24 protein-coding genes and 1 tRNA gene are annotated in these 24295 nt (G+C 58.6%); 15 read left to right on the top strand and 10 right to left on the bottom strand.

What is annotated here, in order from left to right; translation table 11 throughout:
* Positions 1–157: 157 nt before the first annotated feature.
* From ACH2ED_RS08215 to ACH2ED_RS08195, 5 genes are all read right to left on the bottom strand, one after another.
* Positions 158–1108: a zinc-binding dehydrogenase gene (locus ACH2ED_RS08215; protein ID WP_395090072.1), complete on the bottom strand. Its 951-nt coding sequence runs from the start codon at positions 1106–1108 to the stop codon at positions 158–160.
* The gene (locus ACH2ED_RS08210) at positions 1105–2073 is read right to left on the bottom strand and encodes a hypothetical protein (RefSeq protein ID WP_395090070.1); all 969 of its coding nucleotides are present in this window, start codon (positions 2071–2073) and stop codon (positions 1105–1107) included. Before ACH2ED_RS08210 ends, ACH2ED_RS08215 begins: the two co-directional genes overlap by 4 nt.
* A gap of 46 nt (positions 2074–2119) precedes the next feature.
* Positions 2120–2206: transfer RNA gene (locus ACH2ED_RS08205), tRNA-Ser, on the bottom strand.
* Positions 2207–2215: 9 nt separating this feature from the next.
* Positions 2216–2839: a TrmH family RNA methyltransferase gene (locus ACH2ED_RS08200; protein ID WP_395090068.1), complete on the bottom strand. Its 624-nt coding sequence runs from the start codon at positions 2837–2839 to the stop codon at positions 2216–2218.
* Positions 2840–2997: 158 nt separating this feature from the next.
* A complete protein-coding gene (locus ACH2ED_RS08195) occupies positions 2998–3660 on the bottom strand; it encodes an outer membrane lipoprotein carrier protein LolA (RefSeq protein ID WP_395090066.1) in 663 nt (220 codons plus the stop codon).
* A 22-nt stretch (positions 3661–3682) separates the two neighbouring features.
* Between ACH2ED_RS08195 and ACH2ED_RS08190 the strand changes: the two genes are divergently transcribed.
* Genes ACH2ED_RS08190 through ACH2ED_RS08165 form a run of 6 tightly spaced genes read left to right on the top strand, consistent with a single transcriptional unit; the run spans position 3683 to position 9177 of the window.
* Positions 3683–4336, top strand: a complete 654-nt coding sequence (locus ACH2ED_RS08190) for an alpha/beta hydrolase (RefSeq protein WP_395090064.1) — start codon at positions 3683–3685, stop codon at positions 4334–4336.
* Between the two features lie 14 nt (positions 4337–4350).
* Complete coding sequence (locus ACH2ED_RS08185; RefSeq protein ID WP_395090063.1) at positions 4351–5646, top strand: hypothetical protein; 1296 nt, start codon at positions 4351–4353, stop codon at positions 5644–5646.
* A gap of 36 nt (positions 5647–5682) precedes the next feature.
* Positions 5683–6453: a sugar phosphate isomerase/epimerase family protein gene (locus tag ACH2ED_RS08180; RefSeq protein ID WP_395090061.1), complete on the top strand. Its 771-nt coding sequence runs from the start codon at positions 5683–5685 to the stop codon at positions 6451–6453.
* Between the two features lie 49 nt (positions 6454–6502).
* The gene (locus tag ACH2ED_RS08175; protein WP_395090059.1) at positions 6503–7078 is read left to right on the top strand and encodes a pyroglutamyl-peptidase I; all 576 of its coding nucleotides are present in this window, start codon (positions 6503–6505) and stop codon (positions 7076–7078) included.
* Positions 7079–7108: 30 nt separating this feature from the next.
* On the top strand, positions 7109–8113 hold the full coding sequence (locus ACH2ED_RS08170; RefSeq protein WP_395090058.1) for a hypothetical protein: 1005 nt from the start codon (positions 7109–7111) through the stop codon (positions 8111–8113).
* On the top strand, positions 8110–9177 hold the full coding sequence (locus ACH2ED_RS08165; RefSeq protein WP_395090056.1) for a hypothetical protein: 1068 nt from the start codon (positions 8110–8112) through the stop codon (positions 9175–9177). The genes ACH2ED_RS08170 and ACH2ED_RS08165 overlap by 4 nt, the downstream gene beginning before the upstream one ends.
* Before the next feature lie 33 nt (positions 9178–9210).
* Here ACH2ED_RS08165 and ACH2ED_RS08160 read toward each other — a convergent pair whose 3' ends face one another.
* Both ACH2ED_RS08160 and ACH2ED_RS08155 read right to left on the bottom strand, forming a co-directional pair.
* Positions 9211–9405, bottom strand: coding sequence for a hypothetical protein (locus tag ACH2ED_RS08160; RefSeq protein ID WP_395090054.1), 195 nt, complete (start codon positions 9403–9405; stop codon positions 9211–9213).
* Between the two features lie 8 nt (positions 9406–9413).
* Positions 9414–10163, bottom strand: a complete 750-nt coding sequence (locus ACH2ED_RS08155) for a type II secretion system protein (RefSeq protein WP_395090052.1) — start codon at positions 10161–10163, stop codon at positions 9414–9416.
* Positions 10164–10275: 112 nt separating this feature from the next.
* On the opposite strand from ACH2ED_RS08155, the gene ACH2ED_RS08150 reads away from it, so the two are divergent.
* The 8 genes from ACH2ED_RS08150 (at position 10276) to ACH2ED_RS08115 (ending at position 19482) form a co-directional block, all read left to right on the top strand.
* Complete coding sequence (locus tag ACH2ED_RS08150) at positions 10276–11736, top strand: alpha-N-arabinofuranosidase (protein WP_395090050.1); 1461 nt, start codon at positions 10276–10278, stop codon at positions 11734–11736.
* A 117-nt stretch (positions 11737–11853) separates the two neighbouring features.
* The gene (locus tag ACH2ED_RS08145) at positions 11854–12108 is read left to right on the top strand and encodes a LuxR C-terminal-related transcriptional regulator (RefSeq protein WP_395090048.1); all 255 of its coding nucleotides are present in this window, start codon (positions 11854–11856) and stop codon (positions 12106–12108) included.
* A 36-nt stretch (positions 12109–12144) separates the two neighbouring features.
* The gene (locus ACH2ED_RS08140) at positions 12145–14745 is read left to right on the top strand and encodes a hypothetical protein (RefSeq protein ID WP_395090047.1); all 2601 of its coding nucleotides are present in this window, start codon (positions 12145–12147) and stop codon (positions 14743–14745) included.
* A 16-nt stretch (positions 14746–14761) separates the two neighbouring features.
* Entirely contained in the window at positions 14762–15901 is a 1140-nt protein-coding gene (locus ACH2ED_RS08135; protein ID WP_395090045.1) for a hypothetical protein, read from the top strand.
* 467 nt (positions 15902–16368) lie between these two features.
* A complete protein-coding gene (locus ACH2ED_RS08130; protein ID WP_395090043.1) occupies positions 16369–17070 on the top strand; it encodes a PEP-CTERM sorting domain-containing protein in 702 nt (233 codons plus the stop codon).
* Positions 17067–17930 (top strand): PEP-CTERM sorting domain-containing protein, encoded by an 864-nt coding sequence (locus ACH2ED_RS08125; protein ID WP_395090041.1) that lies wholly within the window; start codon positions 17067–17069, stop codon positions 17928–17930. Before ACH2ED_RS08130 ends, ACH2ED_RS08125 begins: the two co-directional genes overlap by 4 nt.
* Before the next feature lie 2 nt (positions 17931–17932).
* Positions 17933–18808: a hypothetical protein gene (locus ACH2ED_RS08120; protein WP_395090040.1), complete on the top strand. Its 876-nt coding sequence runs from the start codon at positions 17933–17935 to the stop codon at positions 18806–18808.
* Positions 18805–19482 carry a tyrosine-protein phosphatase gene (locus ACH2ED_RS08115; RefSeq protein ID WP_395090038.1) on the top strand — a complete coding sequence of 226 codons (678 nt, stop codon included), beginning with the start codon at positions 18805–18807 and terminating at the stop codon, positions 19480–19482. Before ACH2ED_RS08120 ends, ACH2ED_RS08115 begins: the two co-directional genes overlap by 4 nt.
* Here ACH2ED_RS08115 and ACH2ED_RS08110 read toward each other — a convergent pair.
* Entirely contained in the window at positions 19363–20535 is a 1173-nt protein-coding gene (locus tag ACH2ED_RS08110; RefSeq protein WP_395090036.1) for an ROK family transcriptional regulator, read from the bottom strand. The genes ACH2ED_RS08115 and ACH2ED_RS08110 overlap by 120 nt on opposite strands.
* A 42-nt stretch (positions 20536–20577) precedes the next feature.
* On the opposite strand from ACH2ED_RS08110, the gene ACH2ED_RS08105 reads away from it, so the two are divergent.
* A complete protein-coding gene (locus ACH2ED_RS08105) occupies positions 20578–20856 on the top strand; it encodes a nickel-binding protein (protein ID WP_395090034.1) in 279 nt (92 codons plus the stop codon).
* 110 nt (positions 20857–20966) lie between these two features.
* On the opposite strand, the gene ACH2ED_RS08100 is transcribed toward ACH2ED_RS08105, so the two are convergent.
* Together ACH2ED_RS08100 and ACH2ED_RS08095 are read right to left on the bottom strand one after the other, a co-directional pair.
* A complete protein-coding gene (locus ACH2ED_RS08100; RefSeq protein WP_395090032.1) occupies positions 20967–22307 on the bottom strand; it encodes a DUF1501 domain-containing protein in 1341 nt (446 codons plus the stop codon).
* Positions 22308–22405: 98 nt separating this feature from the next.
* Positions 22406–24295, bottom strand: a 1890-nt coding sequence (locus ACH2ED_RS08095) for a DUF1800 domain-containing protein (protein ID WP_395090030.1), incomplete at its 5' end; no start/stop codon positions are given.

Below are 24295 nucleotides of genomic sequence, written 5' to 3'. Positions count from 1 at the left end.
GGCATCTGATTTTTCGGGGAGAGAGTTTTGGGTTTTCATAACTCCCTCCATAGCAATTTTGGTTCCATTGGCAAAAAAAGTTACGGGACAAGATTAGTTCGTGAGCAGGGGCACTCTCGGACGCTCTCCCGGTAGGGCGCTCCCCGGCGGAGATGGCTTATTCTGGCACAAAGAGGATTTTTATCGCTTCCTGTCGCTCCAGTAGCGCGATCCCCTCGGCGTAGCGGCTGAAGGGGAGCGTGTGCGTGATGAGGCAGGAGAGATCCAGCGTGCCGTCGGTGATCTTAGCCACAGCGTACTCAGCAGCGGCGCGGGAGTGGCCGGGGTAGCCGCAAAGAATAAGTCGGCTGTAGTGGCGAATATCAAACGTGTAGGGATCACGCTGGACACCGAAGAGCGCGAGAATCCCGTGCGTGCGGTCCATCAGGTACTCCACACTCGCCTTTGCCCCGACACAGTCCAGCGCCACGCCGACCGGCGCGGGTGGTCTGTCAGTGCGTGGGTCAAGGGCGAGATCTATGAGGCCGCGCTCTAGGGCGTAGGTGCGGCGCACCGGGCTCAAGTCCCAGGCGATAATCTCTATTGCCCCCTCGGCTCTCGCGAGCTGGGCGGCGATGAGGCCAGCGGGGCCAAGGCCGCTGATGCCAAAACGGGTACAGGGAAAGGCGTTTAGCTGACGCAGGCGCAGAAAGCTTGCGCTCACACACATCGCCAGCTCGACAGGCGCGGTGGCAGCGGGCGGCAGGTGCGCCGGGACACGTATCAGGTGCTCAACAGGGCGAATAACCTGCTCAGCGTAGCAGCCAGGGGCGCTATGCCCAGCATCGCGCCAGACACTGACTCTGTCTCCGATGGCAAGCTCGGTGACATCGGAGCCGATAGCATCCACCATTCCCGTGGCCTCGTGGCCGGGCTGGCCGGGCGTGTAAGGGTAGTGGAACTGATGCCCGACAAACATCGGCTCGTTGTGGCGCAAGTGCAGATCCCACTGAGGGCAAGTGGCGACTCCGAGGATACGAACGCGGGCCTCGCCGGGGCCGGGTGTGGGCAGCGGGACATCGAGAAGCACGCTCTCGGAGCCGGGAGCGATCACTTGCAGAACTTTCATTGGGGCCACTCCAGAAGAATGCCGAGCGACGGCGCACGTCGGTGCAGAAAGAGATCGAATGCCTCGGCGGCGTCAGCGACTGGGAAGCGGTGCGTGAGGAGGGGGAGCGTGGTGAGCTTGCCCTGCGCGACCCACTCTAGTGTCGCGTCCATGCGTGGCGTCGTCCAACCCGAGGGCGTGTGAACCGTGATTTCCTGGTTGCGAAGGCGCTGGAGATCAATCTTGCCGTCGTGGCCGTAGAAGCCCGCCGAGACAAAGTGAGCGTCACGGCGGAGCTTGGGCAATAGCGCGTAGACGGTCTCTAAGTCACCCACTGTGTCCACCAAGACACTCTGGCCGCTTGCGATACTCTCACGCTCCGTCGTGCCGATGCCACGCGTGAATTTTTCTAAGCGCTCGGGGTGCCGCCCCAGTAGCGTGACAACTGCGCCGCGCTCGGCCAGGGTCTGCGCGGCCCACTGGCCCACTAAGCCGTCCCCGATCACTATCGCACCATCACCGGGCGTCAGACTCGGGCGGATGCCGCAGTTGTAGCCCACCTGGGTTAGAACAAGCCCGGAGAATGCCTCGAGAGGAAGTGGGCCGTCCGGGAGCTTCCAGAGCTGGTGCGCGGACGTGATCGCGGGCGAGACATGGCCACCGTGGCTGAAAAAGAGCCCGTCGGTGCGCGAGACCGTCGCAAAAACACGCTCCCCGATAACGACGTTTTTCACGTTCGCCCCTACCCACGTAACCACACCCACTTTTTGGTAGCCCGTCACGAGAGGAAACGGCGACGGATCATACGGTGCAAGGGGCGTGTCTCCGGCGAGACGTTCCCCCCGGATAAACGAGCCCTCGGTGCCGGGGCTGATCCAGGAGTGCGTGACTCGCACCACGACTTCATCGGAACCGGGCTCCGCAAGTGTCAGTTCTTGCACTTCGACCACCCCAGGCTTTGTCGCAACGACCGCGTTGACTTTCATGAAGCTATTTTACAGGAGAAGAAGAGGAAAGAACCAAAAGAAAAGGCGGAGAGGACAGGATTCGAACCCGCACACCCGTTCCGGGGTGAGACCGCTTTCAAGGCGGTGGCGATACCATTCCGCTCACCTCTCCGAGCCGACATCATTTTATCATGCGAATGGCTTCGTACAAGAGCATTCCCGCGGCGACCGTCACATTGTAGGAGTCCGCACCGGTGCTCGGAGCCATGGGGAGGCGCACAACGGTGTCGCTGGCGCTTGCCACGGCATCTGAGATGCCCTCTTGCTCGTTGCCCATCACAATCACCAGCGGGCGACGGGTCAGATCGGTCTGGGCGGCGGTCTGTGGGGCGGCTCCCGACGACGACACAACCGTTGCCCCTTGCTCGCGGAGTGCCATCAGCACCTTGGGCAGGTCGGCGACAAGGGCGATGGGGAGACGCAAGACACTGCCCGTGGTAGAACGTACGGCCTGGCGAGAGAACGGCTCGGCGCTTCCGGCGGAGAGGACCAGGCCAGTGCAGCCGAGCGCCTCGGCGGTGCGGATGAGAACCCCCACGTTGCGCGGGTCCTGGAGTCGCTCCCCACAGAGAATCAGAGCCTTGTCCGAGAGCAGGGCTTCGGGCTTCACGAGGCCCTGCTTGACAATGGCCAGGGCGCTCACAGCGGTCTCGTAGCCCGTGCCCGTGAGCTTCTGGAGCAAGCCGCCCGCTAGGACATAGAGGGGGATGCCCCGCGCGATGCAGAGCGGCTCTAGGATCGGCACTTCGCTCGGAAGGCAGTACGCGGCCTCAACAACCGCCTCAGGAGCAAGGAGCGCTTGCCGAACAAGCTGGCTGTCTTCAACCAGATACTGACCGGTCTCTCGCCGCCCCGTGGGCTTGAGAAGGCGCTCAGCGGCCTCGTAGGCGGGGTGCTTGCTGTTTATTGTCGGGCCTCGTCTTCAGGTGTCCAGCGGAAGAGTGTGGTGGGCAGAGCGCTTCCCAGGATGACATCGTGAAACTCCTCACGCAAGAGCTCCTGCACGACTCCCCCATGGTCGCCGACCCGAACGAGCCGGAGCGGCGCGTAGGTTTTAGCATCCAGCGTCAGGGTATCTCGGCTCGTTGTCTGGGTCTGTACCACTACAAACACGTCGCGCTCTTTGTCTTTCCGCTGCGTCGCGGAGCGCTCCACGCCGCTCCCCGTGAGGCGAAACGGCTGCGGGGCGAGGAACTGATCCACGGAGTAAGCGGCCTCGTCGAGCGGGTGCGCAATACCCGCCATCACCGTGGTCTGAAAACCGTGACGCTGGGTGCGGGCAGGGCGGAGGGGAACCCTCTGATTACGCTGCCAGATCACGCGCCCATCACAGACCCGCAGGCCACAAGCCTCCGGGTTGTCTACCCTAATATCGATACGCGCCAGGTTCGGGCGGCGTAGGCGCACGGTAAGCTCCCCACGAAGCCCTGCCTCCCCTTGGTGGCTCAGGACAAGCTGCGAGCGGTACTCCAGAGTGACGGCACCCCGCCAGCGCTCCGCCAGCGTACGGAGAATCTGCTCCGCGTTGACCGGTTTTTCCTCGCGCTTTTCCTTCCCCTCTTGCATGGTTTTACGATACCATATCGGCATGTCGTTTTCGCTGATACATCGCGTTCAGCAAGCCGAGGGGCCCCGCCCACCGCTCTTGCTGCTGCTACACGGCGTGGGCTCCCATGAGGACGATCTGTTCGGACTGGCACCCTGGCTGGATGCGCGCTACACCATTGTCTCGCCCCGTGCGCCCCTAAAGCATGGCGGCGGCTGGGGCTGGTATCCCATCGCGTTTCTGGAAGACGGGCTGGAGTTCGACGAAGAGGTCGCCTTTGAGAGTGCCCAAACCCTGGAGCTGTTTATTCTTGAGTGCCACAAAGCCTACGGCACCGATCCCGCGCGGACGGTCTTGATGGGGTTCTCCCAGGGAGCAGCGATGGCGCTACTCCTGTTGCTCACACGGCCTGAGTGCCTAAGCAGTGCGGTGCTGATGAGCGGACGGCTGATCCCGGAGGCGGCGCAGCGGGCCGCGCACTACATGGCGCTTGTCGGCAAGCCCGTCTTCGTGGCGCATGGGCTCTATGATAGTGTCTTACCCATTGACCAGGGGCGTGCTATTCAGGCGGAGCTAAAGCGCTACCCGGTGCTCATGACCTACAAAGAGTATCCCATGGGCCACGAAGTCTCCCCCCAGAGCATCGCCGATGTCCAGAGCTTCCTCACCGAGGTTTTGGACAACGGGAACAACTAAAAAAGGAACCTAGGATGCAACAGACCCTCAAACAAGAGCTTGCCGCCGCACGTCGCGAAGGGCTTATTACCGACTGGACACAGATCAAAACAGCCTCCCTTCCCGACAACCTCAATGCTGCGCTGACCTATCAGGCAGCGGCTCAGGTCTACGACACGATTCCTGCAACTCAGAAGGCGGCGGATCTGGAGCTTCTGAGTGCGGCGCTGAAGAAGGGCGGCGACCTGGCTTCTGCCGCACCCGTCCTTCAGCGCCAGGAGGTGCTCCTACGGCTAGCAGAGAAAGCGACCGCACTGCCCGGTTACGCCATGAAGCGCGACTTAAGCGACCTGAGCGAGCTTTCCTACCCTGAGTTTGGAGTTGCACGCCAGCTCACACGCCTCCTCAGTCTCCGAGCACGCTTGGCTAGCGCGGAGGGCAAACCCATGGATGCGCTCAAAGATGTCGCTCGTGCTGCTCGGGTTGGAGTGCAGATCGGTACAGAGTGCGGCCTCCAAGCAGCCCTCAGTCAGATAAAAAGTCAGGCAATAGCAGATCAGGTCTTTGTTCAGGTACTTCAACAGTTCGGCGACCGCGCCGATGTGCTGGAGGAAGCACAAAAAACACTCGCGGCCTTTGGAGCACCCCCCGATCTACGGCACGCCTTGCAATACGAGCTCGCGACAGTACGGCAAGGAGCGGCAAAAATGCGCGGGGAGCTGCCTAACAGCACTTTCCAGGAGCTGGGTCTTGACCCCAAAATGGATAGAGCACTACGCCCGTTGTTGGTAAAGACTTTCCTGCGCCTCTTCGACGACGTTGAGCTAGACATGGTCCGCTGCTGGCGCGACTTCTACAAAGAGCTCTCTCGCCCTGGGGTGAGCTTACTGCGCCAGCGCGTCGAAGCCGTTGGTAAGCGGCACGATCATCCGCGTCGAACGAGTGCGTACTACCGCCAGGTGAACGGTGTCCGTCTCCCTCCTATGGTTCGGGATGATTCCATTAACGTGAAATTTCATGTGGATGTCTTTAGTCAACTGGCCGTACTCGTTCAGAAAGCCACTGCGGAGGCACTGCTACGCCAGCAGCTCGTGGCGGTTCTCGAAGCGCGTCTGAAGACCGGTGTGTTTGCCCTAAAGCTCGCTCCTCCCCTTGATCCGTTCTCGGGAAAGCCACTGCTCTACCGCATGGGTGCGGAGGGCTTTGTCCTCTACAGTGTTGGGGAGAACGGCAAGGACGATGGTGGCTCCGATGACGAGGAGACGATTACCAAGGGCCTGAGCAAGACGACCCGCACGAAAGACATTCTCGTGCGCTACGGTAAGCCGTAACAAGGAAATCCGTAGGCTCTCGTCGAACCAGAGGTCATGAAACGAATTCCAATTGCAGTGCAGCTTTATTCCGTCCGCCACGAGTGCGAGAAAGACCTGGCGGGAACACTGGCGAAGATTAAGGCGATGGGCTACGAGGGGGTGGAGTTTGCCGGCTGGTACGGCAACGATGCAACCACTCTGAAGGCGCTCCTAGACGAAAACGGACTGGCGTGCGCCGGAGCACACGTCGGCATTGACACGCTTCTCGGGGAGAACTTTGAGACGTCGGTGGCGTTTCACAAGACCCTGGGCAATACGTTTCTGATTGTCCCGGGGCTGGCATCGAAGTGGACAAACTCCACCGAGGCGTGGCTTGAAACAGCCAAAGTCTTCAATGAGATCGCGGCGAAACTTGCGCCGCACGGGATGGTGACGGGCTACCACAACCACCATACCGAGTTCAAGCCATTCGTGGAAGGCGGTGCGCTGCCCTGGGACACGTTTTTTGGCAACACGGATAAATCTATCGTGATGCAGTTTGATACGGGCAATGCGCTACATGGCGGCTCGTCGGCCAAGGCTTTGGATTTCCTGACACGCTACCCGGGCCGCGCCCTGACCATTCACCTCAAAGACTACGACATCGCCAATAACTCCTACGCCCCGCCGGTCGGGGACGGCGACGTGCCTTTTGCTGCGATCTTCGCCGAGTGCGAGACCAACGGCAACACCGAGTGGTACATCGTCGAGTACGAAGACGATGCCCTGCCCGCCTTGGAAGGAATCGAGCGGTGCCTCGCCAACGTCAAAGCAATGGGCAAGTGAGGGGCTGCCCCCCCGCTGGGCGGGGGCTGGGGGGTAGATCGGGGGCAGGATGATCTTTGTCACTGCCTTCGATTCGTTTGGCAGCGCGCCTGTCAATGGTTCACGGGAGGCGGCGCTCTGCTGGGCGGCGCTGGATCCGGAGATCGTCGTGACGATTCTGCCGGTCGTGCGGGGGCTGGCATGGCGCGTGGCGCAGACGGCGCTGGCGGCGCTTCCGGAGCCACCAACGCTCTGGTTGATGCTGGGCGAGGCGGGGCGCGAGCCGCAGACGGTGCGATTAGAGAAAGTGGCGATCAACTGGGATGATTTCCGTCTGCCCGACAATCTAGGCGCAAAGCCACGGGATGCGGCGATTGTCGCGGGCGGGCCGGATGCCTACTTTGCGAGCCTGAATGTCGCGAAGATTGTGCAGGTGCTGGAGAAGAAAACTCCCCTACCGGTTACCGTGAGCCTCTCGGCCGGGTCGTTTTTGTGTAACCACCTAGCCTACCACGCTCTGCATGCACAGCTTCCCTTTCCGAGCGCCTTTGTTCATGTCCCGGCCTGGCGCCCCGAGGACGGTGGCGAGGCGCTTGGAAAGCTGGTGGCGACGTTGCGTGCCGTAAAAGAGGCCGCGCTTCTCTGAGAGCCCAGAGCGTTTGGTACAATACACACGATGGCAATTTTTGCAGGGTGGGAGCGCTGGCAGGTGCAGCGGCTGGGAGCACGCTTTGTGTCCGAGAAAGAGGGCAAGGCGGCTCGACGGCACCTGGAGACGCTTCAGGAAAAGTACCTGCACCCCCATCTGGAGCAAACCCTCCATATCCAACGAATCAGCGATCTTGTGCTGCGTGAGAGTGCGCAGACAGCACTGGCTCAGCAGCTTACCCTCCTGCGTGAGAAGCAGCTCCCGCCTCCCGATCTCTTTGATCTCACCGAGTCCGTGACTTTGCAGATCGCCTCGCAGCACCTTAATGCCTTTCAGCCCGCCCGGCGGCAGCTTCAGCTCTGTATTCTCTCTGTCTTGCGCAACCGGGCGGATCTCTTTCTCCTGGAGAAGGGACTTGGTGGGGGCCTGCTCGCGGGTATCAAAGGCGCGGGGCGTGCCACCACAAGCGCCCGCTGGCAGCGCCTTGTCACCGTTCCCACAGTTGCTGGTGCCCCCTGCAAGGCAGGGCTCGACCCGCAGACAACGCACTTCCTAACAGAGCTCATGGAGCGTATTCTCCGTGGCGTAGGCCACCGGGTCGCCGTAGAGGCGCTGGTCTCGGTGGTGGCAGCCCTGAGCGATTTGCCGGAGCCGCCTGTGCACGATGTGGGCGAGAGCCACCCGCTGGCAGAAAAGCTAGAGGCGGTGTTTCTGCTGCGCCAGCTCTGGGATGCACTCCTGGCACTGCCGGTACGCCAGCGGGTAATTCTTTTGCTGGGCGCACAAGACACGGCAGGTGAGAGCCTTCTCTCGCTCCTAACACACCATAAGATCGTCCGCGAGGCGGAGCTGGCCCAAGCAATGGAGATCGGGGCACGCTCCTTCCCCGTGCTCTTTCGGGAGCTTCCTTGTAGCGACACGCGGCTGGCGGAGCTGCTCAAGATCATGCCTGAGACGGTGCGCCAGCAGCGCCTGAACGCCCGGCTCCGGCTCGTGAACCTGCTGGATCTCTGGGGAGAGCAGGCCCTATGAGTGAACCCAAAAGCGACCTCAAGGCGGTGGAGGCTTTCTACCTCAGTGTTCTAGGGAGCTTGCCGCATCTGCCCGTCGAGCTCTTGCTCAGCGCCGTGGAAGAGCGCCTTAGCCCACGTGAGCAGAGCCGTGTGGACGACCACCTGGGAGCGTGCGAGTACTGCCGTCAGGACTTTCAGGCGCTGCGTCGCTTTGCCAAGCAGCAGCCAAGTGCTCCCCGGCCTGCCTTAGTGATCTCTTTTCCCCTAGATACGGACTCTCCTGAGGAGAATCACTCCGAGAGCGCTCCGGTGCTGCGGGTGGTGGAAGCCCCCTCCCTCGCAACCGCTCCCTCTCCCACTATGGCCTCGCAGTCCACGGCCAAACCCGCCCGCTCGGCACTGATCCCCGGACTTTTTCTGGCACTCAATGCCCTGGGCTTGGGAGCACTCTACGGAAAGCTCGCCCCGAAAACGCCCGTCACAACACCTTCGGCTCCGATCAGTGCCCCTGCCGCCTCCCCTGCTCCGGACACCACGCGCCTCCAGGCGGTCTATGAGCGTGAGCGTGCCCAGCTTCGGGGTAAGATTTCCCAGTTGGAGAAGCAGCTTCAGACACTGCGCAGCACCGGTGCACCTTCTTTGACACCCCCCGTGGCCGCAAAACCCGTGGGGGTCAGTGCCTTATTCCCCCCCAGTAGCCTGCTTGTAGATCGTCCCCCCATCTCGCTGACAGTGCACCCGATTATCAGCTGGAAAGCCACTCCGAAAGTGCATCACTACAGCGCGGAGCTCGTTGATCCCAAGGGCAAGTCGCTCGTCAAGACCCAGACCACACAAGCCGAGTGGCGCATCACTACGGCGCTGGCACGGGGCAAGAGCTACCGCTGGAAGATCACCCCGCAAGATAGAAGCAACAAGCCCTTGAGCAAACCTCGGGTTGGTGTGTTTTCCGTGGCCTCCGACGAGCAGGCGAAGCGCCTTCAGGCGAAGCTCACAGCGCTCGCCGTGGAGCTGGAAAGCCTGAGATTTCCCAATGATGCCCAGGCGCTCAAAGCGCGCGCGGCGCTGATCCAGAAAAGATAAAAACCAGGGGCAGGCTGCCCCCGGTTGAGTTTTCTACTTGCCAGCCCCGGTGAGAGGCTTGCCATCCGGGCCAAAAGCAGCTCCTCCGTTCTGACTTGCTGCTGTCGGAGCTTTAGGTGCACTGGCCGCTCCTGTACCCTCAGGAGGAGAAGTGGGAACTTCTTCTTTTTTAGCGCACCCGGTGAGCAGTGCCGCTAGAGCGATGAGAGAAAAGATACTATTTTTCATGATTTTTCCTAAGGAACACAGTACTGGACGCCAGGGTTCCTCAGGACACTGTTATCCTCGTCTTTAGGGAAGTGCGCAAGAGCTTTTGTGCCTCCTGAGCGATACCACTTGGCATGCCCATCGGCGAAGGGAAGGTTGTAGCCTTTCGAGTGGGGCATGTAATTAGCAGGGTTTACTTCGTAAGCAATCACATCGTCGCAGCGACCCGGAATCGGGCGCAGGTAGGCTCGGTTAAAGACAAAGCCCTTGCCGCTCTCTCGTCCGATATAGAGATTGGCCGGAGCAACAATAGCTGCCAGCGCGAGTCCCTGAGGCAGAAAGACATTCCCGTTCATGTGATAGCCGACATTGGGAGCGGCTGTTTTCAGGGTGCCGTTGGGCTGGTTGGTGGGGCAGATCCAGATCTGCTCGTTTTTAGTGTAGGGCAAAACCCGGTCTTTGTAGTTCCAACCAAACGAGTTGACAATCCCGGAACCGATAACAGGCATCCCATCTACGGGTTGCCCCCCGAGACCAGCGTAGTCCACGCCATTGTAGGACTGCGATGGAAACATTTCGTCGTAGTCTTGAACATACATCATCATTGCGGTGCCGATCTGCTTCATATTAGACAGACAGACACTCTGACGAGCTTTTTCACGCGCCTGGGCGAATACGGGAAAGAGAATCGCCGCAAGAATGGCGATAATGGCGATCACGACAAGAAGCTCAATGAGCGTAAACCCTCGCCGAGACGAGGGAGAGATAATAACTTTCATAGTCGAACGGGCCTCCTAAGCCACAAGATTAAAAGCTCTTACATAGAGTAGCCTGATTTTACCTTACTTCTGAAAAAAAGGAAAACGGGTGGCGTCTCGGTATAATCCCCCCATGAACACGCCAAACACACTCTCTCTGCACCCCGACGAAGCCGTCACGACGATCTCGCGTCATATCTACGGTCACTTCTCCGAGCACTTAGGGCGCTGTATCTACGGGGGATTCTGGAACACCGAGCGCGCGACGTTTCGCGAGGATGTGATCGCGGCGCTCAAAGAGATTCGCATCCCTAACCTGCGCTGGCCGGGCGGCTGTTTCGCCGATGAGTACCACTGGCGCGATGGGATCGGGCCGCGCACAAGCCGTCCCAGCATGGTCAATACGAACTGGGGCGGGGTCACGGAGAACAACCACTTTGGCACGCACGAGTTCTTAGATCTCTGTGAGCGTCTGGGCACCGAGCCTTATATCTGCGGCAATGTCGGCAGCGGCACCGTTCAGGAGCTGGCGGAGTGGGTAGAGTATGTCAACTTCGATGGCATCTCGCCCCGCGCCGATGAGCGTCGCACCAATGGCCGCAAGAAACCTTGGAACGTAAAGTACTGGGGTGTGGGCAACGAGAGCTGGGGCTGCGGTGGCCACATGCGCCCGGAATTCTACGCCGACGAGTTCCGTCGCTACGCCACCTACTGCCGCAACTACGGCGGCAATCGCCTCTATAAAATTGCCTGTGGCGCGAATGTGGACGACTATAAGTGGACCGAGGCGCTGCTGAAGAACACGCCGCACCACTTGATGCAAGGGCTCTCGCTGCACTACTACACCACCAACTGGACCGACAAAGGCCCCGCGACAAGCTTCGATGAGGCGGGCTGGTTCGACACTCTCCAGCGGACGTTCAAGATGGGCGAGCTCCTAGAGCGCCACGGAGCGCTCATGGACCACTACGACCCTCAGCGTAAGATCGGGCTGATCGTGGACGAGTGGGGCACTTGGTTTAATGTCGAGCCGGGCACGAATCCGGGCTTTCTCTACCAGCAGAACACCCTCAGAGATGCGCTTGTTGCCGGAATTCACCTGCACCTCTTTCACAGCCACGCCGAGCGCGTGCACATGGCCAATCTCGCGCAGACGGTGAATGTCCTGCAAGCCGTGCTTCTGACCGATGGCCCGACGCTGATTAAAACTCCGACCTGGCATGTCTTTGAGATGTACAAAGGCCACCAGGACGCGCAAAATATCCCGCTCCACCTAGCCTGTGGTGAGTACACGCTAGAAGGCAAGACGCTCCCCGCGCTCCATGCCTCAGCGTCTAAATCCACCGACGGCAGTATTTTACTCACGCTCTGTAATCTTCACGCCTCGGACGCGCAGCCGCTCACAGTAAACCTTGGGGCCGTGTTAGCGTCCGTGACAGGCCGAACGCTCACCGCCGATGCCCTGGATACGCACAACACGGCGGCTCATCCCAATGCCATTGCGCCACAGCCCTTCGAGGGAGCGATACTCTCGGGCAAGACGCTCACCCTCACGGTTCCCGCCCGCTCCGTGACGGCGCTCACCCTCAAATAGAAATTTTTCGTGCCCCCCATTGTGTCTACGTTTTGTCTACGCTTGCCTCCTAGACTCCTTGCATACGCTGCATCAAATCAAAAAAAAGCAGCGCCGTTTGATGAGGAGTTTAGGAAGATGTCAACGCAACCGAACCGGCACATAACGAATTGTCCGCTTACCCCGGCACTCAAAACCCTGCTAGAGACCGCTGTGGTGCTCCGCACCACGAACAATAAAACTCTCGCCGACTATCTCTGTGTCTCGGAGGAGACTGTCAAGAGTGGGTTCCGGCGGATCGGGCAGCAGCTAGAGACCCATAGCCGCTCCGAGGCGCTGCTTCATGCGCTCCTTAGCGGCTGGGTCATGGCGAATCCAACCATAATTCACTAAAAAAAGGAAGCCTGCCCCTCTCTGCCGAATCTGGGCGTGGTGGAAAGTGTTCCGACAACATGGTTCATTGAACTCTTAGGGGGGCTACGTGCCGTCTGTGGTGAGGTAAGCGTCTCTCACTTCCGCACCCACCGCTGTCGCCTCCTGCTGGCCATGCTCGCCACCCGCCCCGCGCGGGTGCACTCCCGCGAAGAGCTCGGCGAGTTACTCTGGCCCGAGGAAGACCCGCAACGCCAGCGCTTGAGGCTTCGCGGAGAGCTCTCCGAGCTACGCACGGGGCTCGGAGAGGATATTTTCGAGAAGCGGGGCAACGTGGGAGTGCGGGTGCGTCCCGGTATTACAAGCGATGTCGTGCACTTCGACGACTATCTTCTCACGGCAGTGCGCGCCTCGACTCCCGAGCAGCGGCTCCCCTCGCTCCAGGCCGCTGCCGCGCTCTACAAAGGGGATCTGCTCCCTGGCTTCTACGACGACTGGTCGGTGCGGGAGCGGGAGCGGCTCAAGGCGGGCTGCTTCGTTGTGCTGACCCGTCTTGCGCTGGACTTAGAGACTGTCGGCCACACCGACGAGGCGCATGTCCTGCGCCGCGAGCTCGCCAGCCGCTTCCCTGAGCAAGCGCTGCCATCTACGCCCACCCCCCAGCCCCCGTCCGACGGGGGAGTTTTCACGAGTGGTTTGGATGGCTACTATGGCCGCGAGGCTGATGTGCTTGCGGTGTGTGAGTGGGTAAGCCTCCCCCCCGGCCCCCGCCCGGCGGGGGAGAAAATAGGTAATCGTGTTCTCACGCTCACCGGCCCCGGCGGAATGGGCAAGACGCGGCTCTCACGACAGGCGTTACCGGAGGCTATATTTGTGCCACTTGCTGAGGTCAGCGATGCCACCACGGGCTTTTTCGAGGCACTTCACGCCGCGCTCGCTCTGCCCAAAGGCGATGCCCCGCCGCGCGAGCAGATTGTCTATGCCTTGCGCCAGCAAGAAGCGCCGCTACTGGTTTTAGACAACTTCGAGCAGATTGTCACGCACGGCGCACGGCTGGTGGAAGGTCTCCTCAAAGACATCCCGGCCCTGCGCTGCGTGATTACCAGCCGTCGCCGCCTGGGGATTCGCGGCGAGACAGAGCGTGTTTTAGAGCCGCTGCCCCACGCCCCGAGCGTCGCGCTGTTTCTGGACCGTGCCCGCCGCGCCCGCCCGGACTTCGCCCAGAACCCGTCGTCGCTGCCGATTGTCGAGGAGATTGTCGAACTACTAGAGGGCTTGCCGCTCGCCATCGAGCTCGCCGCTGCAAGAAGCGTCGTACTGGGCCCCGTGCAGATGCGCGACCAGCTCTCAGGCCGCTTGCGCTTCTTAGTCAACCGCCGCCACGCCGCCAGCGAGCGCCACAGAAGTCTGCGCGCCGCCCTAGACTGGTCCATCCATCTTCTCTCTCCCGAACTCAAGCGCATCTTCGCCCGGCTTTCGGTCTTCCGTGGTGGCTGGAGCCTAGAGGCCGCCGAGACCGTCTGCGAAGGCTGCGGCATGGTCGTCCTAGATGCCCTCGACGAGCTGCACAGCCACTCGCTGATCACCGTCCAATTTGATAAAGAGACCGAAACCCCGCGCTACGACATGCTCGTCGTCATCCGCGAGTACGCCGAGGAAGTGCTCGAAGAGATCGGTGAAGGGGAGCCTACTCGCGCCCGCCATGCGGTATCGGTTAATGAGGCCGCAAAAGTAATGCAGTCTATTGCGAGAAACAGAGGTATTGCTCCGATGCAACGCCTGGTTCTCAAAGAGATAGACAATATCCGTCGTGGCATAGACTGGGCAATTCATGCAAAGTCCTACGAGCTTCTCCTTTCTTTTCTGGCTTTGCTCGGAGGAAAGCTATTTGAGTCAGGCTATTTGCAAGAGTTCTCTGCACTGATGGATGCTGTAGATGGTCATATCGAAGATGAGCGTGCCCTCATGAAGTTTTGTAGTCTACGTGGTGCCTTACTACGCAGACAGGGAAAAGAAGAAGGAGCGGCACTGTACTGGGATCGCTGGCTTTACCTGGCTGAAAAACTAGGGGATGAAAAATCAGCGAAATGGGCACTCTATCAGCTAGCACATCAGTGTATAGATAGAAAAAACATCGAAGGTTGTCAGAAATATCTCTCACTTTTAATTAGCGGTGGTACTGAAGACTTCAATAAGGATGTTATACAGTGTCGATTATATTTAATATTAGGAAAATTAGGACTTGCTACGGAACTTGCAAAGATTTGTGGTGATGATTTGACTAGAAATTTAAAAGAAAATCAAGGAGAACTATTATATATTATTGATGTATTGTTAAAGTGTAATAAATATAATCTATCTTTATATTTCGCGAATTTATTATTACCTGAAGTAATAGAATCAAAGAATAGGTTTTATGTTGCGAGGTGTTTAGATTTTATGGCGATTGCTTTTGAAAAAGTGAAGAACTATGAGGGGGCATATTCTGCGTATTCATTGGCTGCAATAAAGCATCGGGAATTAGGGTCACGTTTTATGACTAAGAGTCAACAGGATTTGGATTTTTTTATAGCTAGCTATAAAAATGAACCTCTTTGGGGGTTGTGTTCTGAAGAGGAGCTGTGGCATACTATCTCAGTTTGTATTGAAAGGCAATAGTAAAGGGCACTGAGAAATGGGAAATGTTGTATCTGCGGGTAATAGTTTTGGCATTGCAGACGATGATGCAGTATGGGTTTGTGAAGTGAACTTTGATGCAGAAAAAGATAGGGCGGCTCTAATAAAGAATCATATTGCAAAATTACTGGAAAATCCAGAATCATATTTACAGAAAAAGATAAGTATTGATCAGAAAATAAATATTGCGAAATATATTTTAAAGAAAATCCACGATAATTATTATGGTGCCAGTAATCAATTATTTAAAAATAATTATATTAATGGTGTTAAGAAAAAATATAATTATAGATTAGAGTTTATAAATTTGATTCATGGTGTCAAAAAAGGGAGTAAATCGCTTGAAGAATTCTGGACGAATGAAATACCTGTTGTTTTAGGTGCCGATGTCGATCCTGGATTTTCCTTATTTTCAAAAGACGATTCAATATATGTTCTATTTGAATATTCAGATGTTAAAAACGATAAATATTCAAGTAAATCAGTTTTGTTAATTCAAGGAGAATATGGAACGAATATAATTCGTGTTATTTGTCCCTATTTAGAAGATTCAGAAAATGATATATTGCCTATAGATCGTATAGAATCATTGCAATTTACATTGACGGAGACTAAAATGATGTTCATTCATTTAGATCTGGTATATAAATCAGGTGAATTTAACAATTTCGTCCAGGATATGTCGAGAATAGCAGTAATGCCTGGTGCTCTTTCTAGAATTATTAACAAAATAATGATTAATGATCGCATTGATGTGAAAGTTAGTTTAACGGAACAGTACAAGAAGAAGTGCTTTGGTGCTTATGAATTTACTCCTGATGATGATATAAAGATTAGTCAGAAATTCCGAAAAAATTATCGCACGAGTATAGGATCAAATGGAAATTTTCATTACGTGTTTCAAGTCGCAGAAAAAAATGAAAGTACAAGTAATTCTAATATGTTATCTGTGACTCCATGTTTTAAATCTTCGGCTTTAATAGGAGATGTTACTGAATTTATAAGGACTCATTTAAATGATCCAGATGCATCTGTTTCTGATTCAGAAGATGGTTCATATATCGTAATAACTCACGGTAATATGTTGAAATGGGCTCTTTCTCAACAATTTTCTCCTGAGCCTCCTGTTGTAGCATAAGTATTACATCTTAGTGCCTATGTCCTGTTTTAATGTGGTGATGGGTACTTCCGAAGTACCCTCTCCCACTTCGGAGATGCCTGTGGGTACTCCAAATATGCAGGGGAGTCCTTAGATGCCACCCCGGAGTTCGAAGATGCACGCTGGCAGGTTGAAAACGCTCATTGGCATTTTGGCATTGTCGAAATGCCGCGCCGAAGCTTAGGGCTCCGGCGCGATATGTTTTGGCTACGGGGTCGGGCTTTGAGGTCTTGCGTGGGGCACCAGGGACGCCGCGCTTGGCGGCGGACTTGACGGCCTGGTAGTAGGTGAGCGCCACGGCATAGGCTTCACTGCCGCAGAGCATCTTAGTGTCTCAGGAAGCGCAATTGCCCCCCAATGGGGGCGGTTTTGCCCCCATTGGGGGGCTGTCGAAAGCCCGTAGCGCTCTTATACTGTTCCTGTCTTACACGAAAGGCAGGAACAAAATGAAACAGCGCAAAAACTCTCTCGCTTTTGGAATCTCTCTCACCCTTCTCTTCTCGCTTGGCTCACTCGCACAGGCCCAAACCTACGATGCGGCGGCGGACTTCAACCCCGGAACCTACGCCAGTAACCCCAACGGTGTCTGGCGCTACGGCTACACCACCACCCTTGGCGGAAGCTTCATCCAGCACACCGAATCGGGCTACGACCCTCTGGGAGTCCAGTTCTGGCGAACCAACATGAGTTCTGGTGCACCCAATTTTGAGAAAAACATCAGCGGTACTACGGTCTTTGGTTGGTGGCAACCGGGACAAATCTCGCTTCATGGTGGCCCCAGCGGCCAGTTTTCCGTGTTACGCTTCACAGCTCCCAGCACGGGCAACTACGATATTAGCACGACCTACTTCAATGGCAACGTAGGGGACACCGATATTTACCTGTTGCGTAATGGAGCGACGATCGCCTCCGATCTCAGCACCAACGGCGGAGGGGTGCTCTCTTTCAATTCGCTACTTCTCAATGCCAACGACACCATTGATGTTGCACTGGGAAACGGTGGCGATGGGTTCACCAGTGATGGAACTCCTCTCAGTCACACGATCACTGTCTCCACTGCCGCCCCCGAACCCGGCACGCTGGTACTTCTCAGCCTCGGAACTTTCGGTGCAGTTGTCCTGCGCCGCACCAAAGGAGACCTCTCATGAACTATGTTAAAATCGCTTGTCTTTTTGCCTGCCTCACTCTTTGCATCAACAGAGCGCAGGCACAGCCCACAGTAGGGTTCTACGGAATCCAGAACCACAACACTCTGGTGCGGGTTAACCCGTCCAATGCCGCAACCAGTGTTATTGGGGCAATGGGAGTAAGTGGGCTGGACTTCTCGACCATGGCCTTCAACCCCAACGACAGTCAACTCTATGCAATCGGCTACGAGTTTGCCACGGATTTCTATAACTTCTACCAGATTAGCCCCACAAGCGGAGCGGTATCTGCTGTCTCACCGCTGGGAAAGTACCTCAGTGTGGGAGCCTTTGAGGGGCTGGAGTATGTCCCCACGCTCAATAGCATGGTTCTGACACGCTGGGCTCCAGCCTTTGGCTCGCTCTCCCTCACCCGCGACCTCTACACCATCACCTCCACAGGAGCCATGACTGCAATGGGAGTGACAACGGGTACACCGGATAACGACGCGGCTACCTACGACTCCACAAGGAATACTTTTTACTCGCTGGACTCCTCACCCACAGGATTTCTCGCCGATGTGAACCTCACGACAGGGGCCGCAAATCTCCACGCGGCGGTCCCTGCCGCTGTATGGGACGGTGCCTACAGCGACACACTGGACACGATCTTTGCCACCAGCAACGGCACGAGCCTCTGGGCGATCCCGGCCAGCAATGTCAACTCCAGCTTCTCGTTTGTGGGGAACTTCACCAGCGGTCACGTCGGAGCCATTGCCATTGTCTCCGCGACATCGGCTCCCGAACCCGGCACGCTGGGCCTGCTGGCGCTGGGAATGATCGGTGGGATTGCAACACGAAAACGAAAAGCACAACGGGTATGAACATGAAAACGATCACTTCTACACTGGGCTGCTTGCTGGCTCTTGGTATGCTGAGTAGTGCGCAGGCACAGCCCACTTTTCTGGCGACTCAGGCAAGCACGCTCTACCGGTTCCAGAGTCCCAGCGCTGTTTCGACATTCACGCTGAGCACCCGTGTGGTGGGAATGACGACCGTCCCTGCTGGGATGAACGTCGGCAACCTGAACGGAGGAGCGAGCGGCGGGGATGTTCTGTGTTTTGGAATTGGGGGTATCTTCCGACTCGACGATGCCCTGGGCCTCGCTCCCACCCTGACCCTGATCGCCAATGCAAACCAGGGAACCGCCTCGCCCGTGTTTGTGGGGACACGTCTCTTTGGCCCCGCATCAATCGCTCCGGGTATCTCGACCTTTGTGGAGATCAATCCCACCGACTTCTCCCAGATCAGCGAGATCCCGATGGGGCTTCCTTTTGGTACCGGGGGAATGGTCGCCACCAGCGCCACCGACTTTATCTGCAGCAACCAGCAGACCGACATGATCTACCGCTACCACATGGGCGATACTTTCTCTACCTCCATCGGCCCGGTTCCCAACGCCGATTATGGGGGGATGGAGGAGTACGGCGGAACCATCTACGCCACCTTCTCCCTGGCTCCGGCGGGCAGTGGGCGGTTTGTTTTTGGCTCGATCAGCCCCACAGATGGCAGCTTCACCCAGCTCGCTGACCTGGATACCTACTACAACACCGACGGCGTGACGGGGCTAGCGATCCTTTCCTCCACCTCTGCGCCGGAACCCGGAACCCTCGGCCTGCTGGCGCTAGGAATCATGGGCGGTGGAGTTGTGGTGCGAAGCGGTGGAGTTGTGGTGCGAAATCGAAAAGGGAGAACGTTATGAAATCACCGTGTTCGCTTTTTGCCAGCCCGCTGGCGCAGGTGCTGCTGCGGGTGAGAGTGCGACGCAGCGGGGGGACGCGCCGGGTTGCGGCGGGGCTGTTTTGTGGTGCGGCTCCCACGGAAGCGGCGCTCCGGGCGCTCAAGGCACAGGGCGTGCGCCAGGTAATTGACTTGCGGCTGCGCCACGAGACCGATTGCAACGAGGCCACACTCTGCAAGAGTCTTAGCCTGGAGTATGTCTCGGTGCCGATGGGCGAGGCGCTTCCTGACTTCCCGACCGTGGAGCGGCTACTGGCGCTTTTATGCTCCACCCCGGCCTACCTGCACTGCCAGCAGGGCTGTGATCGCACGGGGGCAATCGTGGCGCTCTACCGAACTGTGGTGCAGGGAACAAGCCTGCCGCAGGCGGGAGTCGAGCTACTCCGTCATGGCTTTGATCCTCGCCTGAAGGTTTTAGCGCGTGATATTTGTTTCTACACCCGCGAGCTTCAGCGGCTCCGTCGCCCGATGCGAGTACGTGTTGATGCGAGCAACCATATCGCCCGGCCTTTAAACTCAGTGGGTGAGCCCGGGGTCAAGACGATGCAGCTCTTGCAGCGAGGCAGGCAGGAGGGCGTTGGTGAGGTGCTCGATGATGCCGGTGATCACTCCCTGCGATTTATTGCCTTGCGCTAGCGCGATGGTGCAGTCCTCCCAGACAGGCCGCAGTGTGCGAATCACCAGATGCTCACGGAGTTTGGGAAGTAGTGTCGGACACTCGGAGAGAAACCGGCTGTGCAAAAAGAGGGTCGGAGGGTTGAATAGATGAAGGGCGGCGGCGATCCCGATAGCAAGGTAGTCCAGACGTGGGTCAATTGCCGCTGTCTCTCCGGCGTTGTAGCGGGCCACGGCTTCGTCTAAACTGGCGGCGCTCATTGCCGCTTGAAGTGAGAGATCACTAACTTCCGTCTCCAAGCAGCCCCGGTTGCCACAGCCACACAGCCGCCCTGTCGGGTTCACGGTGATGTGCCCCAGCTCTCCGGCCAACCCCCGGTGCCCCGTGAAGGGGTGGCCGCGCAGCACAGCAGTGAATCCGACCCCTGTGGAGAGATCCATCAGAGCGAAGTCCTCTAGGCTCTGGGCGCTCTCGCAGTGTCGCTCCGCCAGACAGAGGGCGTGGATCTCGTGGATAAGTACGCAGGGAATCCCCAGGGCACTCTGAAGATCCTGCGCAGGTGCTTGGCCATCGGTGAGGTGGACATTGGGGGACAGCAAGCCGCGCTGCTCGGTGTAGTCCAGCAGGCCGGGTAGCGCCACACAGAGGCCATCGGTACGCATCCCAGGAACGGCGAGCTTTGCGCGCGCCCAGGCCAGTGCCGTACTGAGCAAGGCTTCGTAGGTGTCGGGCGTCGTGAAGCGAGTTTCCTCCCGGAGGGTTCCATCCAGTCCCGCCACGACAAGGCGGCACTGGGGACGGTCCACCACGACACCCAGCACCTGAACTCCCTCCGCAGGCAAGCGCAGCTTCTTGGCCGGACGTCCGCGCCGAACATCGGCATCGTCCTCCTCCACCAGCCAGCCATCGCGCAAGAGAGTCTCGACGGCCTTGGAAGCCGTCGGCGCGGTAATATCCGTCGCGCGTGCCAGCTCCGCTCGGGAGAGGGAGCCGTGTCGCTGGATTGCTCTTAGTACACGCCACTCATTAATACGTCCTAGTAACCCTGGTTGAATCTTGCCCTGCGATGCCATAGGCTTTTATTGTAGCAGACAAACCCTCGGGTACAATGATTCATGCCTCGATTTCTCTCGGTTCACACGTTCCCGCCCGGTAGCTTCACCCCGGAGCGCATCGAGGAGATTGCCGCACGGGGGCAGCACGACTCCGTGGTGCGCGGCTACCGCAGCTTTCATAGCCCCGCCGAGGGGCAGATCGTCTGGATCCTAGAAGCCCCTAGCAAAGACGCCGTCCTCGATTTCTGCCAGCGCATGGGGCTTCCCGTGGACGCCGTAACGCAGCTAGAGCTAGAAGGCCATGTCGGGGTGATCCGCCCCGCCGAGCCACTCCCCTAACCCTCGCCCAGCGGGCGCGCAACACGTCCTCCGTTATCTTCCCAGGTCGCGGAGTGACATCGTGGCGCTTGCGCCCGTAGCGAAGCGAGCGAGCCTCGTTTATGAGGCCGCTACAGTAGCCCTCGGAACGACTTGACACCGCCGTCGAAGCCAGGGAAGAGCTTCGCCAGATCCGGGACACCTAAGTGTTTCATCGCCACTTCCCCAAACACCGAGCGGAAGTCGGTGGTAATCGCGAGATCGCGGTTTTCGTAGAGCTTCTCAGGGGTGAGGCCGGGCCAGTCGCCGTAGACCTTGCCTCCCTTGATTGAGCCACCAAGCGCGAAGAAGCAGGTCGCGTGGCCGTGGTCCGTGCCGCCCGTGCCATTTTGCTTCACGGTGCGCCCGAACTCGCTCATGGTCAGCACCACCACATCGTCCATCTTGTCGCCCAGATCGGTGTAGAGCGCGGCGAGTGCCTGACCGACCTCGCGGAGCTTGTTGGAGAGATTTCCCTGCGCCGGGTTGCCGTTCTGAATCTGGTTGGCGTGCGTGTCCCAGCCGCCGATATCGGCAAACGCCACCTCGACCCCCACATCGGCCTTGATGAGCTGCGCGATCTGCTTCAGCGAGTCGCCGAGCTTGCCGTTGGGGTAGGCAGCGCCGCTCGCGGGTGTGTAGCTGGCAGGGTTCACGGAGCGCAGCATCTTGATCGCCTCAAAGCTCTCCTTACCCGTACCGTGCAAGACATCCCCAACCGCCTGATCGTAGAGCGCCTCGAAGCCACCTGCGGCACTGCCCGTGGCAAACGCCCCCGCCATCATGGCTTCATCGGCACCGGAATCGCCGCGCCGCCCGCTGCGCCGCGCCGCCGACGGATCATTGATGCCAAACGTGCGCAGATCGGGGATGCCCAGTGCGCCCGCATCGCCCTTCAGCGCCGTGGGCAGGCCGCCGCCCAGGGCCACCGCGCGAAACGGAGACTTTTTCAGGTTCGCCCGATCCTGCGGACACTGCAACACGGCCCGTGCGAGCCAGCCATCGTGCACCGCTTTACTGCCCGGGGCGCCGCTCTCCATGTAGTCCATGGCATCGAAGTGTGAGCGCGTGCCATGAGGCGAGCCACAGGCATGGACAGCGGCCAGGTGACCGTCTTTGTAGATCTTGGCTAGCGGCTCTAGTGCGGGATGTAGCCCAAAGAAGCCGTCCAGATCCACCACTTGGTTCTTGGGGATCGCGATATTAGGCCGCGCCCGGTAGAGCTCCGCCTCGCCGTGCGGCACCACCACCGAGAGGCCGTCCGCCGCGCCGCGCAGAAAGACGCAGACAAGGGTCTTTTTCTTCTTGCCCCCCAGGGAGTTCTGTGCAAGCGCCGCGCGTTGCAAGAACGACGGTCCAAAGGCGGGCACTAGTCCCACCGAGGCCAAGGCCACTCCGCCATTTTTCAGAAACAATCGTCGTGATACATTCATCGTTTTCTCCAGCCCCCCATCCCCCGCCGGGCGGGGGGGATAAAAAGAAGATCTCCCATCCTAATCGTCCCCCCGCTGGGCGGGGGGTAGGGGGTAGGTCAGCGTCGCTGGAACTCGGGCGAGCCCAGGATGAGAGCGGCGAGGCGCTTGATTGAGAACTCATCGCCTTCGGTTTGCTTTTGCAGTGTTTTTACGGTCGCCGCCGAGAGCGCTCCGCCCGTGAGCTGCTCGCCGAGGAGCTCGATCATGGTGGGAGTAGGCTTGCTAGGCGTCTCGGTGAAGGGCAGTGACTTGCTCAGATCGGCATCGCTGATGCGGCCATTGACCAGGGAAAGTGAGAAGTTGATGCGCCCAATCAGTGCGCCGCTGGAGACCCACTTACTGGACTCCTCCGGGTAGCCTGTCGGGAAGGCGTAGTTAAAGAGCGGCTGGCCGAGAAGCCCCACCTGACCGGCCAGAAGGCGCTGATTGCTCTGCCCAGCACCGTTGGGTGCGAAGATATTGAGCCCACCATTAGATCGCATCCCCCCCATTCCGCCACCGCCAAACGGCCCGGGAGCGGCAGGCGGTGCGGTCTCCACCGTGGCTCCAAGCGCACGTGTCGCCGAGACGACATACTCAAAGGGGGACTTGACTTTGGATTTATAGGCCGCCGCGCTGAAGAACTCAGGGCTGCTCGTGATCGTCGCAAGAAGCGCACGGATATCACCGTCGGTTTTCTGCCACGTCGCAACACACTTCGCCACTAAACTGGCGGGAGGGCTGTCAGAGACAAAACGCTGGCAAAGCTTCGTCGAGATAAACTTCATTGTAGAAGGATGGTTGGCGAGAATTTCGAGCATCTTATCGCCCTCTTCCTGGCCGCCGCCCGCGGGGAATTTCACGCCCAGCACTTCTTTTTCTCCGCGATCGTGGAGGCCCGCATGGAACTCGAACTCGCCTCCGTAGCGTCCGCCACGCACGCCCCATCCGGTAAGGCATCGTGCCAGCTCGGTGACATCTTTTTGAGTGTAGCCACCGTCCACCCCCAAAGTGTGGAGCTCCATGATCTCTCGGGCGTAGTTCTCGTTCAGGCCCTGCTTCTGGCGCTGGAGGGCCGAGGGCCGGTTGGGTATCCCCTGCCCAGAGAGGCGCTCGTAGGCTTGCTCCTCGGTAATGTTCTGGTTCTTGGCGATCTCCCGCACCCGTGCCATCATCTGCACGGCGGGGGCGAGGCCACGCTCGGCGCCCTGCCGCACCTGGGCAAAGCTAAACTGTGGGCGGCGCGTGTCGGTCGCTCGCTCGGGCTGAGCGGCAACCGATTGGGCGTTGTCCAGATACAGCATCATCGCCGCCGAGTGCGCGGAGGCGGCGAGCAGCTCTTTAAACTTACCCAGCACGTGAGGCCGAATCGCCTGCTCCTCGTCCACTACTTTCGCTGCCCGAACTTTCGTGGCATCAATATTAAAGTGATTGCTCCAGAAGTCCACCAGCACTTCCTGAAGCTGCCGCTCGCTCTCCACGGCGCGCACGAGCTTGTTCATCACGAGCTGCGAGCCCGCGTCGTTGACTTTCTGCCGCGCCATCCGTCCCTCTTCGAGCTGCTTACGCTCCTCTGGGGTGGCGTTGCGCATCATTTCCAGCATGCCCTGCGCCTGCTGTCGCTGTGGCGGGGGGGTGCCGGTCTGCGCGGCGGCGACACCGTTCTGGATCGCCTGCGATGCGCCCGCGGCACCGCGCTGGGAGAGCTGGTTCTGAAGCTGGAGCAGACGGCCATTGTTCATCTGGACATTACGCTCCATCTCAGCGATCTCCAGCCCAGTGAGCTTGAGCGCCTCGTAAGCCGCCGTCTTCGTGCGCACGGCATCGTCTTTGAGTGTCTCGGGGTGAAGCTGCTGCTCGATATAGGTTTTCAGGCCGAGCTTCTGCACGCGCTCGATGTCGCCGGGGCGTGGGCCAAAACCAAGACGGTTCAACACATGGACAATGCGCTGCTCCTCAGTGAGCGG

Origin of the sequence: Armatimonas sp. (assembly GCF_043757465.1) — a bacterium.
GTDB lineage: Bacteria > Armatimonadota > Armatimonadia > Armatimonadales > Armatimonadaceae > Armatimonas.
This window is presented reverse-complemented; position numbering and strand designations above follow the sequence as displayed.